Below are 15,677 nucleotides of genomic sequence, written 5' to 3' on the forward strand. Positions count from 1 at the left end.
GACACGGACCTGTACAGGGGTAGAAAAGTCAGTCATGGGTTGCAACACTTTATGTAAAAACATAATGTTCGCAGCTTAAGTGACGTTGAAGGCATCCTGCAAATGCAATCCAGTCTGACCGAATGTGAAGTCGCCCAACTGCGCGCCTCGGCCTCCAAGGCGTGTGCGCTGCTCAAGGCTCTGGCCAATGAAGATCGCCTGCTGATCCTGTGCCAGTTGACCCAGGGTGAGCGCAACGTTGGCGATCTGGAAAAAATGACCGGCGTGCGCCAACCGACCCTGTCCCAGCAATTGGGCATCCTGCGCGATGAAGGACTGGTCGCCACCCGTCGTGAAGGCAAGTACATTTTTTACGGTCTCGCCAGTCACGAAGTGATCCAGGTGATGAAAACCCTCTCCGGGCTGTATTGCGGGGCCGTGCTTAAAAGCTGGGTTCAACCTTGATGCCCATCAAAGTACAAAACCTGTGGGAGCGAGCTTGCTCGCGATGACGGTTGGTCTGCCAACATTTATGTTGAATGTGCCGACGTCATCGCGAGCAAGCTCGCTCCCACAATGATTTTGGCGTCTGAACTAGCATCAATCCCTGCCTGCAGCAAAAGGAACAAGCAATGAACGATCAACACTGGGGCCCATCCATCAGTGCAGATATCGGGGTCATCGGCGGCGGCACGGCGGGCATTGGCCTTGTCGCCAGCCTGCTCAAGCTCAAGGCGACACTGCTACCGTGGTTCTACCGGAACGGTATGCTCAAGGGCCGCGAGTGGCTGACACCTGTGTCCAGGGTCGACTGAGAACTCCCTATGTTGCTGGCAAGTCTGTTTGGCGTAGTGATGGGGTTGGTGCTCGGTTTGACTGGCGCCGGCGGCGGTATCCTGGCGGTCCCGGCCCTGGTGTTGGGGTTGGGCTGGAGCATGACCCAGGCCGCTCCGGTGGCGTTATTCGCGGTGGGCAGTGCGGCAGCGGTCGGCGCCATCGACGGCTTGCGCCATGGCCTGGTGCGGTATCGCGCGGCGTTGTTGATCGCGGCGCTGGGCGCGGTGTTTTCGCCGCTGGGCATCTATTTCGCCCACCGGTTGCCGGAAAAGATCCTGATGGTCCTGTTCAGCCTGTTGATGGTCGTGGTGGCCGGGCGGATGTTGCGCCGCGAGCGCAAGGACGAGGGCCCCAGCGATCACGGTCACGCCAACTGGGGCCAGAAGAACTGCATGCTCGATCAACAGACCGGGCGCTTTTCCTGGACCGCCAAATGCACTGCGACCCTCGCCGCGCTCGGGGCAGTAACCGGCGTGGTTTCGGGATTGCTGGGGGTGGGCGGCGGCTTTCTGATCGTCCCGGCGTTCAAGCAACTGACCGATGTGCAGATGCGCGGGATTGTCGCCACCTCGCTGATGGTGATCAGCCTGATTTCCGCCATAGGCGTGATCGGCGCGTTCCAGGCCGGGGTGCGTATCGACGGTTCGGGCATCGCGTTCATCGTCTCCAGCATCGTCGGCATGATCATCGGCCGCAAGCTCTGCGCCCGGGTGCCGGCGCGGGCGTTGCAGGTCGGGTTTGCCAGCATCTGCGTCGTGGTCGCCGCCTACATGCTGATAAAAGCGGGCGCTTGACCTGTAGGAGCCCGGCTTGCCGGCGAAGGGGGCTTCAAGTGCGCCGGCAAGCCGGCTCCTGCGAAAAGCGGTTCTTTACAACTTTAGTGGCTTGCCCTGCCGACAAGCGGTCGTACGCCTTAGTTGTCGCGCTCAGTCGTCCAATCCAAAGCACCTGAAAACCAGCCCCAAGGCAGCGTATGGCGCCGCCGGTCAGGTTTCGATAATCGCCTCCGACACTCAGTCCCCCGTTTCGGAGCGCGCCATGCACAACAATAAGAACGTCACGCATCGTTTTCTGCCTGTCTTCATCGCCAGCCTGTCGGCCCTTGGCCTGAGCCAAGTGGCCGAGGCGGACATCATGCTGTACGACAAGGACCAGACCACGTTCTCCACCGACGGCTACATCAACGCCTTCTATGTGAACAGCGATGTCGACCGCGCCGGCGATCAGTTCGACCGTCGACAGTCGCGGGTCAAGATGGGGTTCCTGCCCAACTACCTGGGGTTCAACATGGGCAAGCAGGTAGACGATCTCAAGCTCGGTGCCCGCGCCTCGTTCTGGGTCACCATCAACGACAGCCAGACCAACGGCACCGACACCGCCATCGATGTGCGGCAATTCTTCGGCACCGTGGCCAACCCGGAGTGGGGCGAAGTGCTGATCGGCAAGGACTTCGGGCTGTTCGCGCGTTCCAACATCCTGCTCGACGAAATGCTCGCCGGTTATGGTCAGGTCAGCGATACGTTGGGGCTGGTGGACGGCGGCGGGGTGTCGTTCGGCAACATCGGCACCGGTTACCCGTATCCGTTCCCGACCTCTCAGATCACCTATCGCACCCCGGTGATGGACGGTCTGCGTGTGGCGGTCGGCATCATGGACCCGGTGGACACCAACGACAGTAGCCCGACGGGCAAGGCCTATCAGGAAAACCCGCGTACCGAGAGCGAAGTCACCTACCAGTTCGACCTGGCCGGGGCCAAGATCTACAGCTGGGTCAACGGCAGCTACCAGACCTCGGACAACACCGATTCCACGGTCGAGACCGTCACCTCCAAGGGTGTCGGCTATGGCGTGCAGGCGAAGATGGGCGGCTTGTCCCTCACCGGGTCGGGTTTCCAGGCCAAGGGCATCAACCCGTTTTTCACCAACAATGCCGGCGAGCCGACCCTGCGCAACGTCGACAGCGACGGCTACCTGATGCAGGGCTCCTACAAACTGGGCAAGAACCGCCTGGCCTTGTCCTACGGCAAGACCAACGACGATGGCAACGGCGTGGTCGGCAGCGGCGCGGACTACGAGACCCGCGGCATCGCGTTGTTCCATGACGTGAACGACAACCTCAAGCTGGTGGCCGAGTACAACCAGTTCGAAATCAATGGCCACGACACCGACGAGCAGAACGAAGACACCGACACCTTTGCCGTGGGTGCGGTGCTGACCTGGTAGCAGGCTGGAATACAAATAATTGTGGGAGCGAGCTTGCTCCGGGCGGCGTTCCGACGATGGCTGAGTGTCAGGCGACATGGATGTTGGCTGTGATGGCCCCATCGCGAGCAAGCTCGCTCCCACAGGGTTACCGGGTGTACGCAACACCTGCGGATAACCAAAAACTAGTGTGGGAGCTTTATCTGTCTCATCCCATCGAAGCGGCTACCCGCTACCCAAGTAGCATTCGTCGCCCCCCACAGACTTCGTACACTCGTGCCTCATACACACGCACCTGCGGGAGGTAAGGATGCAGCAGAGCGAAGGCGTCGTCAGTGCGATGTCCCAGGCCACCGATGCCCGGCAGGTCGCGCAGGAACTGGCCCGCCAGTTGTTGCATCCGCACCTGGGGTTCGTGCTGTTCTTCTGTTCCGCCGAGTACGACTTGCAGGCGCTGGGCCAGGCCTTGCAGCAAAGCTTCGGCGGCATTCGCCTGGCGGGCTGCACCAGCGCCGGGGAAATCACCCCGCTGGGCTACGGGCGCAATTGCGTGACGGCGGTGGGTTTCGATCACCGACACTTTTCCATCGCCATCGAGCTGATCGACCAGATGGAGCACTTCAGCCTGATCGACGCCCAGCAGATGGTCGAGCGCCTTGTCAGTGGCTGTCGCAGCAACACCCTGGCCCCGATCAAGGGCAACAGCTTTGCCCTGACCCTGCTCGATGGCCTGTCCAGCCGCGAAGAAATGGTCCTGGCGGCCTTGAGCGCGGCACTGGGCGACATTCCGCATTTCGGCGGCTCGGCCGGCGACGACAACTACCTGACCCATACCCATGTGTACTTCGATGGCGAGTTTCACAGCGGCGCCGCCGTGGTGGTGCTGGTCAATACCTGGCTGGATTTCGAAGTGTTCACCACCCACCACGTGCTGCCCCGCGCCGAGAAGCTGGTGGTCACCGGAGCCGACAGCGCCTCACGGCGGGTCTTCGAACTCAATGCCGAGCCGGCCGCCGCCGAGTACGCGCGGCACATCGGCGTGCCGGTGGCGCAGCTCGATCACCGGGTCTTCGCCGCGCACCCGTTGGCGGTGCGGATCAACCAGCAGTACTACGTGCGGGCCATCCAGCAGGTGCATCCGGACCTGAGCCTGAGTTTCTACTGCGCCGTGGAAAACGGCATCGTCCTCACCGCCATGACCCCGGGGCCGATGCTGCCGAACCTGCAGAGCCTGTTCGAGGGGTTGCAGGATCGCCTGGGGGATTTGCTGCTGACCATCGGTTGCGACTGTTTCCTGCGGCGTCTGGAACTCGAAGACGACGGCAGTCTTGATCAGATCGGCGCGTTTTTGCGTGAGCAACGGGTGATGGGTTTCAACACCTATGGAGAACAGTTCAATGGCATGCACATCAACCAGACCTTCACCGGCGTTGCCATTGCCCGTGGCCGTGCCCCAGGACATCGCTGAGCTGCAGGCCGAACTGGCCGGGCTGCGCCTGGAAAACCATAAACTGCAGCGCATCAATGGCGCGCTGATCGAACGGGTCGAGTCCGGGGGAACCCGCGGCAACGATCCGTACGCGGCGTTCCAGCATTCGGTGGTGCTGGCCGAGCAAGTGCGCGAACGCACCGATGCCCTGAACCAGGCCATGGCCGAACTCAAGGCCGGTAATCATTTGCTCAGCGAAGCCCGCCTGCGCGCGGAAACGGCGCATCAACACCTGATCGATGCCATCGAAAGCATTTCCGACGCCTTCGTGCTGTTCGACGCCGAGCAGCGCATCGTGCTGTTCAACAGTCGTTTCAAGGCGTTCTGGAGCAACAGCCGAGTGCGGATCAACGCCGGCATGCGCCTGACCGAGGTCAAGCGTTTGATGATGAACAACGCCCTGTTCACCGAAGAGCCGCGCGGGCATGCCGACGAAAACCTGCTGTACCGCCTGCAGAACGGGCGCTGGCTGCAAGTCAGCGAGCGGCCGACCCAGGAAGGTGGGCGGGTGATTCTGTTCACCGACATTACCGACGTCAAACTCAGTGAAACCATGCGCCGTGAGCAGGCGGTGGCGCAGAAATCGCACCTGTTGCAGCGGGCGGTCGACAACCTGTCCCAAGGGGTGGCGATGGTCAGCGCCGAGGGCATCCTGGAATTGTGGAACCGGCGTTTCCTGGAGTTGAGCGGCCTGGCGCCGGTGGCGGCCCATCGCCCGTTTGCCGAAGTGATCGCCGACAGTGAGTTGAACCTGCTGACCCCGGCCAGTCGCGACGGCAACGGACGACCGGTCCGCGAATGCGAGCAGCGCCTGTTCGATGGCCGGGTCCTGGAAATTCGCACCCATCCTTTGCCCACCGGCGGTTTCGTCAACACCTTCACCGACATCACCGAACGCTACCAGCACGCCGAGGCGCTGAGTGAAAGCGAACACTGGATTCGCCTGATCACCGATCACGTACCGGCATTGATTGCCTACCTCAATGCCGACCTGGTCTACGAGTTCACCAACAAGGTCTACGAAGAATGGTACTGCTGGCCCCGCGGCGTGATGCTCGGCCAGAGCCTGCGTGAAGTGCACAGCGAACAGCATTACCAGCGGCTGGAGTCCTACGTGGCCAGGGCACTGGCGGGCGAGAGCGTGACCTTCGAGTTCGCCGAAACCAACGTCAACAACCAGGAGCGCTACATGCTGCGCTCCTATGTGCCCAACCGTCTGGCCAGTGGTGAGGTGGTGGGGATTTTCGTGCTGATCCGCGACATCACCGAACGCCGGCGCACCGCCGAGGCGCTGCATCAGGCCTATCAGAACCTTGAGTTGCGGGTACGCGAGCGCACGGCGGAATTGACCACCCTCAACGACCAGCTGCTGCGCGAGATCGATGAGCGGCGCCTGGTCGAGGCACGCTTGCGCGAGGCCAAGCAGGAAGCCGAGCAGGCCAACCTGTCGAAAACCAAGTTTCTCGCCGCCGTCAGCCACGACCTGCTGCAACCGTTGAATGCCGCGCGCCTGTTTACCAGTGCCTTGCTGGAACGGCGCGAGCCTATGTCCAGCGAGATTCTGGTGCGCAACGTGAGCAATTCCCTGGAAGACGTGGAGAACCTGCTCGGCACCCTGGTGGACATTTCCAAGCTTGATGCGGGGGTGATCAAGGCGGACATTGCGCCGTTCGCCCTCAGTGAACTGCTGGACAACCTGGCCGCCGAATACACCCAGGTGGCGCGCAGTGAAGGCCTGCAACTGCACTTCATCGGTTGTTCGGCGCTGGTGCGCAGCGACATCCAGTTGCTCGCGCGGATTCTGCGCAACCTGCTGAGCAATGCGATTCGCTATACCAGCAGTGGTCGCGTGGTGCTCGGTTGTCGGCGCCATCATCAGTGCCTGACGATCGAAGTCTGGGACAGCGGCATGGGCATTGCCGAGCATCGCCTGGAGGAGATTTTCCAGGAGTTCAAGCGCGGTGATGTGCAACGACCCGATCAGGATCGCGGTTTGGGCCTGGGCCTGGCGATTGTCGAGAAAATTGCCGGCATCCTCGGGCATCGCATTCATGTGCGCTCGTGGCCGGGCCGGGGTTCGATGTTCTCGGTCGAAGTGCCGTTGAGCGCCACCGCGCCGCAACCATCGCCGGCGTTGCAGATGAGCGAGCCGATGCTCGAGCGCCTGCGCGGTGCGGTTATATGGGTGCTCGACAATGATGCGGCCATCTGTGCCGGCATGCGCACCTTGCTGGAGGGGTGGGGGTGTCGGGTGGTGACGGCGCTGTCGGAGGAGGACCTGGCGCGGCAAGTGGACAACTATCACGCCGAGGCCGACCTGCTGATCGCCGACTACCACCTGGACAACGATCGCAACGGTGTCGATGCGGTGGCAAGAATCAATGCCCGTCGTGCCTCACCGATTCCGGCGATGATGATCACGGCCAACTACAGCAATGAACTCAAACAGCAGATCCGCGAACTGGGCCACACCCTGATGCACAAACCGGTGCGGCCGATGAAGCTGAAGACGGCGATGAGTCATTTGCTCGGCAGGCCTTGAAATCTCCGTGTTTTCACCACCGCTATCGCGAGCAGGCTCACTCCTACAGGTACATCGCAATCCTGTAGGAGTGAGCCTGCTCGCGATAAGAGCGACGCGGTCTTGCTGACTCAACGCCGCAGATAAGACCCGAAATCAATATCCCCGGCACTCAGGATCGCCTGCACCCGGTTGTGCACGTTGAGCTTGCGCAGGATCGCCGAGACGTGGGCCTTGACCGTGGTCTCGGCGATTTCCAGGGTGTAGGCGATCTGCTTGTTCGATTCGCCTTTGGTCATGCGTTCCAGCACCTGCAGTTGCTTGCGGGTCAGGGCCTGGAGCAGTTCGGGCGGGAAGCTCGGGGTGTCGTTCATCCGTCGGTGGGTGCTGCTTTTGGCGGTGCGGATGATGTCCGGGGGCAGGTAGACATTGCCGTTGAGAATCTGCTGGATGGCATCGGTCATCTGGGTGCGTGGCGAAGATTTGGTGATGAAACCCACCGCGCCGTAGGTGATGGCTTGCAGCACGATCTGCTTGTCCTGCTCGGCAGAGACAATCACCACCGGAATGGTCGGCGCCTCGTTACGCAGGTTGATCAGGCCATTGAGGCCGTGCATGCCGGGCATGTTCAGGTCGAGCAGGATCAGGTCCAGGTCGTCGTGTTCCTGGGTCAGCGCCAGGGCGCTGTCCAGGTCAGCGGTTTCCATCACTTCGCTGCCGGCAAAACCGTCGCTGATGACGTTGTGGATGGCTTCGCGAAACAGCGGGTGATCGTCGGCAATCAGGATTTTGTACATGGCCTTTCACCTCATTATTTTGATTATGGTGTGGCAACAACACGCACGCGTAAAGCTCAGGGAAAGGGTTCGGGCCGGGCTGGCGAAACCGGCAGGTTGGCTGCTAGCCAGGCATCCAGGCCATCGCGATACCAATACAGAGTCTTATAGCCCATGGTGGCTGCGCGCTTGACCGCATTCCAGCTCAACCAGCAGTCGGAGCGGCAGTAGAAGACCAGCGGTTGCGTCGGGTCGCCGGCGGTCAGCTTTTTAAGGTTGGCGGCGAAATAGTCCTGCCATTGCGGCGTGAGGTCACCGTCCCCGGTATTGGCCAGCCAGTGGCTGCCGGGCAGGTTTTCATGGGGCTGGTCTTCGATGAATTGCCCTTGCAGCCACTGACGGCGGTAGACGTCGATCAGCACCGGGCGCGGGGTTTGGCCGAGCAGCGCTTGCAGGGCGCGTGTGTCGACGATGGTTGCGCCTTGCAACTGGTCGGGCGTCGGGCTGCGGTACAGGCCGATGCGATAACCCTCGGCGGAGAACAGCACTGTGTCGGCCTGCGCAGTGCTCAGCAGCAGGCCCAGCGACAGAGCGGCGAAAGCAGGGCGCAACAGGCAACGTCGGGCACGTGGCATGGGTTCAGTCCTTATAGTTATGGACCTATTACATGCCAGTCGGGGGGCGTTGGGAATGCGACGATAGACAGGGAAACCAGTACTAAAGTAGTAATTTCACCCTGTTCAATGAAGATCCCCTGTGGGAGCGAGCCTGCTCGCGAAAGCGTTTTGTCGGTCAACTCATTTGTTGAATGTGCCGCCGCCTTCGCGAGCAGGCTCGCTCCCACATTGGGATTGTGTTGTTACCCGGCCTTGCGCAAGGCCGCATGCTGCGGGTTGAAGGTCAGTACGGCGAGCAACGCGAACAGCAGCGTCAGCCCCGTGCACACCGCCAGTGCCAGCGGATTGAAGCGTTCATACAGGGCGAAACGCACCAGTTCCACCGCATGGGTGAACGGATTCACCGCGCACAGCCAATACAGCCACTCGCTGGCCTCGCGCATCTTCCACAGCGGATACAGCGCCGATGACAGGAAAAACAACGGGAAGATCACGAAATTCATCACCCCGGCGAAGTTCTCCAGCTGGCGGATCGCGTTCGACAGCAGCAGGCCCAGGGCGCTGAGCAGCAACGCCACCAGCAGCAGGGCCGGCAACGCCAGCAACAGGCCCATGGCCGGTGGCCGCACGCCGTAGACCCAGGCAATCGCCAGGAACGCATACACCTGCAACAGCGAAATCAGCGACGTGGCCAGCAGCTTGCTGCACAGCACGAAGGTGCGCGGCAGGGGGCTGGTCAGCAGCACGCGCATGCTGCCCATCTCGCGGTCGTAGACCATCGACAGTGACCCCTGCATGCCGTTGAACAGCAGGATCATGCAGGCCAGCCCGGGAATGATGTAGACCTCATAGGGAATGTAGGTGTCGTAGGGCTCGATGATCGCGATCCCCAGCGCCGCACGAAAGCCGGCCGCAAACACCAGCAGCCACAGCAGCGGCCGCACCAGGGCGCTGAGAAACCGCGTGCGTTGCAGCACAAAGCGCAGCCATTCGCGCAGCACGATACCGCGCAAGCATTGCCAGTAAGCAGTCATTGTGTGGCTCCCGTGGTCGTCAGACGGGTGAAGGCTGAACCGAGGTCACCACCGTGTTCCAGACTCAGGGCATCGGCCTGCCCACTGGCCACCAGCCGGCCCTGATGCAGGATCAGCAAGTCATCGCTGGGCTGCACTTCGTCGAGCAGGTGGGTGGTCCAGAGCACGCTGATGCGCTCGTCGCGACACAGGCTGCGGATGTGCTGATTGAGCGCCAGGCGACTCGCCGGGTCGAGGCCGACACTGGCTTCATCGAGCAGCAACAGGCGCGGTTCATGCAACAGGGCGCGGGCAATTTCCACCCGGCGGCGATGGCCGCCATTGAGCTCGCGCACCCGTTCGCGGCGGCGTTCGGTCAGGGCCTGGCGGACCAGTTCGGCGTCGACCCGAAGATCGGTCTGGCGCCGGGACAGGCCATGCAATGCAGCGTGATAACGCAGGTTCTGCTCGACGCTGAGGTCCAGGTCCAGGGTGCTTTGCTGGAACACCACGCCCAATTGCCTGAGCGCCGGGCGTGCGGCGCTGCGCAATGAATTGCCACCGACGCGGATCTCGCCTTGCTGCAGATCATAGAGCCGGGTCAGCAGGGCAATCAGGGTCGATTTGCCGGCGCCGTTGGGCCCCAGCAGCGCGGCGAAACACCCGGGCTGCAGGCTGAAGCTCACCTTGCGCAAGGCCTCTCGAGTACCGTAGGCGAAACTCAGGTCGCTGACTTCAAGGGCGTTCATGGCGTCACCACCACGCCCCAGGGATAGCGCCCGACCTTCACCGATTTGCTGACCTTTAGGCTGTCGACATCGATCACCGAGACATCGCCGCTGACGCCGTTGGTGGCCAGCAATTGCTTCTGATCCGGGGTGAACGCCATCTGCCAGACCCGTCGACCCACCAACAGGTAATCGACAATCTCGAAGGTCTTGGCGTCGACCACCGCGACGTGATTGGCCGGGCCGAGGGCGACGAAAGCGTATTTCCCATCGGCGCTGAGCTTGATGCCCACCGGTTGTACCTTGTCCGGGTGCACGCCTTTGATCTGGAAGTTCAGGGTCTTGAGTACGGTGCGGCTGGCCACGTCGAGAATGGTCACGGTGCCGCCGATTTCCGCCGAGGCCCAGAGCTTCGTGCCATCCGGGGAGAACTCGACGAAGCGCGGGCGCTGGTCCACCAGGGTGCTGTCGGCCAGGGTCTGGGTGCTGGTGTCGATCCAGTGCAGCATGTTGGTGGTTTCGCTGGTATTGACCGCCCACTTGCCGTCGGGGCTCACCGCCATGCCTTCGGGTTCGACGCCGACGTTGATCTGGCCGAGGACCTTGGAGGTGTCAGTGTCGATCACCGTGACCAGTGCATCGTCTTCGTTGGAGACGTACAGCCAGCGATTGTTCGGGTGCAGGGCGAATTGCTCGGGGTCTTTGCCTGAGGGCAATTCCTTGATGATCTTGCGCGTAACCACGTCCATCACCTGGACCCGGTCCGAGTCACTGGCGCAGATGTACAACAGCTTGTTGTCATGGGACAGCAGCAGGCCGCGGGGGCGCTGGCCGACGGGCAGGGTGTCGGTGACTTGCAGGGTCTGCAGGTCGATCAGGCTCAGACTGTTGTCCTTTTCGTTGGAGACCCAGGCAGTGCTGGCAACGGCATGGCCAGCGGCGAGCAGCAAGGTGCAAGAGAGCAGGGTGCGGCGCATGGCGGATTCCTTGTTGTTGTGATGATCGGATCAGGGAAAGCGGCAACTGACCTCTGGCTTGTCGTAACCCAGACTGTCCATCTCGTTGAAGGGGTGCAGAAAGCCGTCCTGGGGTGACGTACTGACCAGCGCCCGGGGTTGCACGATAGGGATCGGCTGGCGCAACTGGCCGTTCCACGGCCGATAGCTGAGCTTGCGGCCCTTGAAACCGTCGAGCGGCAACTGGTCGCTGATTTCCAGCGTACGGATGGCCATCGGCTCGGCCTGGCGCAGTTTGCTCACGGCGCTGGCGATACTGCGCACGGCCATCCATGCCGCGAAGTCGCGGTCATTCATCCAGCGCCCGGTCAGGGCTTCGAAGCGTTTTTGCAGCTGCGCGGCGCCGTAGGTTTCCACGGTCTTGTGCCAGCCCACCGGGGTCAGGCCCTGGGTGCCGGCGACCGGGCGCGGGTACCAGGTCTGGTAGGGCACGTATTCACCGAAGTCGCCGCGTTCATCGGCTACCAGTACCACGTCGTACTCGGTGGTCTGGGTGAACAACGGCATGTCGGCCTGGGCGCTGCGGCGTTGGTCGTTGTCGAAGCTCCAGGTTTTTTCCGCCACCAGTTGCAAGCCGAAGCGCTTGGCGGCGCGGCGCAGGGCGGCGGCATAGGCTTGATCATCGGCGTTCGGGCCGACAATCAGCAGCGCCCGCTGCCATTTTCGCAGCACCAGAAACTGCGCCAGTGCATCGGCGAGCATCGCCCGGCTCGGCAAGGTGTGCAGCACGTTCGGCAGGCAATCGGTGGTGCGCAGGCTGTCATCGGGGCTGCCGGCGTTGAACAGCAGGCTGTCGGGCAGTGCTGCACTCAATTGGCGCAGGCTGGTGGCGGGGGCATTCACCACAAACAGGCGCAGGCCTTGTTCGTGCTGAGCCTTCGCTGCCTCGAGCATGGCCTCGGGGCTGTCGACATTGGCGCTGAGCAGGCTGTAGCCGTGATTGAGAAAACGCCCGGTGCTGTTGCTGTCGGTGATCGCCAGTTCGGCGCCGCGCAGCCCGGCATCGGTGGGCTCGGGGATGACGTTCGACAGCAGCGGGCCTGGGTCGGGGCGATAACCCAGATAGCCGATGCGCACCTGTAAGGGTGCATCCGCGGCCTGGCTCCGGGTGGCCAGGCCGGCGGCACAGGCAATCGCCAGCAGGTAGATCAGGGCGTAAGGGGCAAGCTGGCGCATAAGGCTCTCCATGACCGTTAGCGCCAGCATAGAAAGCCCGTGAGGCTGAGGAAATATGCAGAAAGTACCGGTGGTGTCCATCCAGCGCCTTACTACCAAGGGACTAGGTGGCGACCACCAAAGCAGCATGGGGTGAGTGCGATGCCGTTTCTAAGATGGTTGCCATAGCCTCTGCCAAGAGGTTTTGCGTGCAATCCAGAGGGCATAACAATGACAACAAAACGCAACGCCTTGCTCGTGACCGGGCTATTGGCCGGTCTGATCAGCGCAGGTTCCGTCTGGGCCCACGGCAACGTGGTCCCACAAGCCGTGGCCACCCCGGGGCTGACCCCGATCAAGGACGCCGGCGTGCAACTCGATGCCGATGGCTGGGCCGCGGTGAACCCGTATCGCACTGCCCCGGAACACGACAAGGCAGTGGAAATCGGCTCTTCGGCCTATACCCAGAACTGCGCGGCCTGTCATGGCCTGGAAGCCAAGTCCGGCGGTATCGCCCCAGACTTGCGCATGCTCGATGTCGGTGAGGCGGGCGATGAATGGTTCGCCGAACGGGTGCGCCATGGCGCAGTGCGCGACGGTCGGGTGTACATGCCGAAGATGGCCGACTACCTCAGCCAGGAAGCCCTGTGGGCGGTGCGCACTTACCTGGACACCGTGCACGTCGAGGAGTGACCCATGCGCCTGCTCACGGTGTTGATCAGCGCTCTGTGGCTGTGCTGCCAGCCGGCGCAGGCGCAGGTTCGCAACTACGACGAAATGATCGCCGCCGGGGAACTGAAGGTGGCGGTCTACAAGGACTTCGCTCCCTACAGTTTTGAAAGTGCCGGAAAGCCCCAGGGTGTCGATGTCGAACTCGCCGAGGCCCTGGCCAAGGCGCTCGGCGTACGCCTGACGCTGATCTGGGCGCCGGCGGGGGAAAAGCTCGACGACGACCTGCGCGATTACATCTGGCGCGCCAGTGCCTTGCACAACCAGCAACTGGCCGACTTGATGATGCGCGTGCCCTATGACCGCGACTACGCGCAGAAGCGCAACGAGTTCGGCGAACTGGTCAACGGCCAAGTGGTGATGTTCGGTCCGTACCAGAACGAACAATGGCAGGTGGCCTATGACCGTCGGCGACTGGACAAGGTCGCCAGCGTTGCGGTGTTCGAGCATCACCCGATCGGTGTCGAAGTCGACAGCGTGCCGTCGTTCTACCTGACCTCGGTGTTCAACGGCATGCTCGCCGGCAAGACCCATCACTATCCCGGCGTGCCCCAGGCATTTGCCGCGATGAAGACCGGTGAGGTCGACGCGGTGATGGCCATGCGCGGCGAGATCGACTGGCAGGTCCATGAAGCGGCCGACCCGCAAGTGGCGCTGGCAGAAAACGCCTACCCGAACATGGGCAAGCAGCTCTGGGAAATCGGCATGGCGGTGCACGAAAGCAACCGTCAACTGGCTTATGCCGTGGAAGAGGCGCTCGAAGGCCTGATCCGCGAGGGTGCGGTGAAGACCATCTACGGCCATTACGGCCTGCGTTACGACGTGCCCGAGATGTATCAATAAGGAGCAGGCGATGAAATGGCGAGGGAGTTGTCTGTTGGCCTGCTGGTTAAGCCTGGCGGCACAGGCCGCGGAAATCGATCCCGGCAAAGACCCGGTGCCATCGGTGATGTGGGCCTTCTATCAGCAGCAGTTTCTGGGCAATGCGCCGTTCGTTTTCGATGAACGGGTCAAGCTGCTGGCGCCGCCGTTTGCCGAAGATGCCCGACAGGTGCCGCTGGAAATCGATGCCCGGGCGTTCAAGGGCGAGGTGGTGAAAATCCTCGCCTGGGCGGAGCTGAACCCTTTGCCGAAAATCGTCGACTTCCAGCCGCTGAATGCGGTTTTGCCCTGGTTGTCGTTGCGCATTCGCATCGAACAGGCCACGCCCTTGCGCGCAGCGGTGTTGACCCGCGACGGCGTGTGGCATGTCGGTTCGACCCTGATCGACGCCGCCGGTGGTGGTTGCACCGCGCCAAGCGTGGTGCGGACTCAACCGGGCTGGGAAGAGCACATCGGCGAAGTGCTCGGCGGCCGTTATCCCCGGGGCGAGTTCAGCCGTTTGCGGTTGCAGGTGGTCCATCCCATGGACAACGGCATGGTCAGCGGCATCCCGGAATTCTTCATCAACCATGCCGAGTTGCGCGACCACAACGAGCAAGTGCTGGCCCGGCTGGAGCTGTTTCCGGCGGTCAGCGAAAACCCCAACCTGGCCTTCGACGTCGAAGGGGCAGGGCAAACGCGCCTGCTGCTACGGGACAACAGCGGTAATGAGTTCGATGCGTCGATACTTTGACCCCAAGTAGCGTGACCCCAAGAAACGTGACCCCAAGGAGCGTGGCATGCGCTGGATCCTGTTGATGGTGTTAAGTGTCAGCCTGCCGGCCCTGGCCGATCTCGAGTACTCGCTCAAGCCCCGGCAGATCGCCCAGGACACCTGGCTGCTGGAAGGCAGCACCGATAATTTCGCCAAGGCCAACGGCGGCAACATCGTCAACACCGCGTTTATCGTCACTGAACGCGGTGTGGTGGTGATCGACACCGGGCCGTCCAGGCGTTACGGCGACGCGATGCGCAAGGCCATTGCCGCCACTACCGACAAGCCGGTGATCGAGGTGTTGCTGACCCACCACCACCCGGACCACGTGCTGGGCAATCAGGCCTTCGCCGACGTGCCGATCGGGGCCCTGGCCGGCACCACCGAGCTGTTGCACCGGCAAGGCGATGCGATGGCCGAGAATATGTACCGGATGGTCGGCGACTGGATGCGTGGCACCGAAGTGGTGCTGCCGACCCAGACGCTGACACCCGGCGTGAAAAGTTTTGGGAATCACGATCTGCGCTTGCTGAGCCTGGGTGGGCATACGGGCGCGGATCTGGCTATTCTCGACCAGCGAACCGGCGTGTTGTTTGCCGGGGACCTGGTGTTTTATCAACGGGCGCTGACCACGCCCAACAGTCCGGGGTTGTCGCAGTGGCTGGCGGACATCGCGACCCTGCAAGGCTTGCCCTGGACGCAGGTCGTGCCGGGCCATGGGCCGGTGGCCAGTGATCCACAACCCTTCGAGCAGATGCGCGATTACCTGACCTGGCTCGATCAGCTCATGCGCGACGGCGCCGCCAATGGCAGCGACATGGCCGAGATGATCCGCAGCCCCATCCCCGAACGCTTCGCCGGGATCAACCTGAGCCGTTACGAACTGATCCGCAGCGTCAGCCATCTGTACCCGCGTTACGAGCGTGAGGGGATGAGCCGGGTGGATTCCGCCGCAAATAACTGACCCCCCCCGATCTAA

At 62.3% G+C, this 15,677-nt stretch carries 16 protein-coding genes; 10 read left to right on the forward strand and 6 right to left on the reverse strand.

Annotated elements, in window-relative coordinates:
- The first annotated feature begins 102 nt into the window (after nt 1–102).
- From ACM6IK_RS13865 to nahK, 6 genes are all read left to right on the forward strand, one after another.
- Nucleotides 103–444 (forward strand): ArsR/SmtB family transcription factor, encoded by a 342-nt coding sequence (locus ACM6IK_RS13865; protein WP_218428678.1) that lies wholly within the window; start codon nt 103–105, stop codon nt 442–444.
- A 167-nt stretch (nt 445–611) separates the two neighbouring features.
- Nucleotides 612–794 carry a hypothetical protein gene (locus ACM6IK_RS13870; protein WP_414874809.1) on the forward strand — a complete coding sequence of 61 codons (183 nt, stop codon included), beginning with the start codon at nt 612–614 and terminating at the stop codon, nt 792–794.
- A gap of 9 nt (nt 795–803) precedes the next feature.
- Complete coding sequence (locus tag ACM6IK_RS13875; RefSeq protein ID WP_414874795.1) at nt 804–1,610, forward strand: sulfite exporter TauE/SafE family protein; 807 nt, start codon at nt 804–806, stop codon at nt 1,608–1,610.
- Nucleotides 1,611–1,854: 244 nt separating this feature from the next.
- Nucleotides 1,855–3,039 (forward strand): porin, encoded by a 1,185-nt coding sequence (locus tag ACM6IK_RS13880; RefSeq protein WP_414874796.1) that lies wholly within the window; start codon nt 1,855–1,857, stop codon nt 3,037–3,039.
- 289 nt (nt 3,040–3,328) lie between these two features.
- A complete protein-coding gene (gene nosP, locus ACM6IK_RS13885) occupies nt 3,329–4,486 on the forward strand; it encodes a nitric oxide-sensing protein NosP (RefSeq protein WP_414874797.1) in 1,158 nt (385 codons plus the stop codon).
- On the forward strand, nt 4,416–7,049 hold the full coding sequence (gene nahK, locus ACM6IK_RS13890) for a hybrid sensor histidine kinase/response regulator NahK/ErcS' (RefSeq protein ID WP_414874798.1): 2,634 nt from the start codon (nt 4,416–4,418) through the stop codon (nt 7,047–7,049). The genes nosP and nahK overlap by 71 nt, the downstream gene beginning before the upstream one ends.
- 110 nt (nt 7,050–7,159) lie before the next feature.
- Here the strand turns inward: nahK and ACM6IK_RS13895 are convergent, their stop codons facing one another.
- From ACM6IK_RS13895 to ACM6IK_RS13920, 6 genes are all read right to left on the reverse strand, one after another.
- Nucleotides 7,160–7,825, reverse strand: a complete 666-nt coding sequence (locus ACM6IK_RS13895; protein ID WP_108215949.1) for a response regulator transcription factor — start codon at nt 7,823–7,825, stop codon at nt 7,160–7,162.
- A gap of 56 nt (nt 7,826–7,881) precedes the next feature.
- Nucleotides 7,882–8,439 carry a PQQ-dependent catabolism-associated CXXCW motif protein gene (locus ACM6IK_RS13900; RefSeq protein WP_414874799.1) on the reverse strand — a complete coding sequence of 186 codons (558 nt, stop codon included), beginning with the start codon at nt 8,437–8,439 and terminating at the stop codon, nt 7,882–7,884.
- Nucleotides 8,440–8,663: 224 nt separating this feature from the next.
- Nucleotides 8,664–9,455 carry an ABC transporter permease gene (locus ACM6IK_RS13905; RefSeq protein WP_414874800.1) on the reverse strand — a complete coding sequence of 264 codons (792 nt, stop codon included), beginning with the start codon at nt 9,453–9,455 and terminating at the stop codon, nt 8,664–8,666.
- The gene (locus ACM6IK_RS13910; RefSeq protein ID WP_414874801.1) at nt 9,452–10,183 is read right to left on the reverse strand and encodes an ABC transporter ATP-binding protein; all 732 of its coding nucleotides are present in this window, start codon (nt 10,181–10,183) and stop codon (nt 9,452–9,454) included. The genes ACM6IK_RS13905 and ACM6IK_RS13910 overlap by 4 nt, the downstream gene beginning before the upstream one ends.
- Complete coding sequence (locus tag ACM6IK_RS13915; RefSeq protein ID WP_414874802.1) at nt 10,180–11,139, reverse strand: YVTN family beta-propeller repeat protein; 960 nt, start codon at nt 11,137–11,139, stop codon at nt 10,180–10,182. The genes ACM6IK_RS13910 and ACM6IK_RS13915 overlap by 4 nt, the downstream gene beginning before the upstream one ends.
- A 30-nt stretch (nt 11,140–11,169) precedes the next feature.
- Nucleotides 11,170–12,354: an ABC transporter substrate-binding protein gene (locus ACM6IK_RS13920; RefSeq protein ID WP_414874803.1), complete on the reverse strand. Its 1,185-nt coding sequence runs from the start codon at nt 12,352–12,354 to the stop codon at nt 11,170–11,172.
- A 210-nt stretch (nt 12,355–12,564) separates the two neighbouring features.
- Here ACM6IK_RS13920 and pedF point away from each other — a divergent pair, with 210 nt between their 5' ends.
- The 4 genes from pedF to ACM6IK_RS13940 are packed head-to-tail and all read left to right on the forward strand — an operon-like array spanning nt 12,565 to nt 15,662.
- Entirely contained in the window at nt 12,565–13,026 is a 462-nt protein-coding gene (gene pedF / locus ACM6IK_RS13925; RefSeq protein ID WP_218428668.1) for a cytochrome c-550 PedF, read from the forward strand.
- Nucleotides 13,027–13,029: 3 nt separating this feature from the next.
- Nucleotides 13,030–13,905 (forward strand): substrate-binding periplasmic protein, encoded by an 876-nt coding sequence (locus ACM6IK_RS13930; RefSeq protein WP_414874804.1) that lies wholly within the window; start codon nt 13,030–13,032, stop codon nt 13,903–13,905.
- A 10-nt stretch (nt 13,906–13,915) separates the two neighbouring features.
- The gene (locus ACM6IK_RS13935; RefSeq protein WP_414874805.1) at nt 13,916–14,677 is read left to right on the forward strand and encodes a quinoprotein dehydrogenase-associated SoxYZ-like carrier; all 762 of its coding nucleotides are present in this window, start codon (nt 13,916–13,918) and stop codon (nt 14,675–14,677) included.
- Nucleotides 14,678–14,723: 46 nt separating this feature from the next.
- Complete coding sequence (locus ACM6IK_RS13940; protein WP_414874806.1) at nt 14,724–15,662, forward strand: quinoprotein relay system zinc metallohydrolase 1; 939 nt, start codon at nt 14,724–14,726, stop codon at nt 15,660–15,662.
- The last annotated feature ends 15 nt before the right edge of the window (nt 15,663–15,677 follow it).

The organism is Pseudomonas sp. IT-196MI5 (assembly GCF_949767415.1).
In the GTDB taxonomy this organism is placed as follows: domain Bacteria; phylum Pseudomonadota; class Gammaproteobacteria; order Pseudomonadales; family Pseudomonadaceae; genus Aquipseudomonas.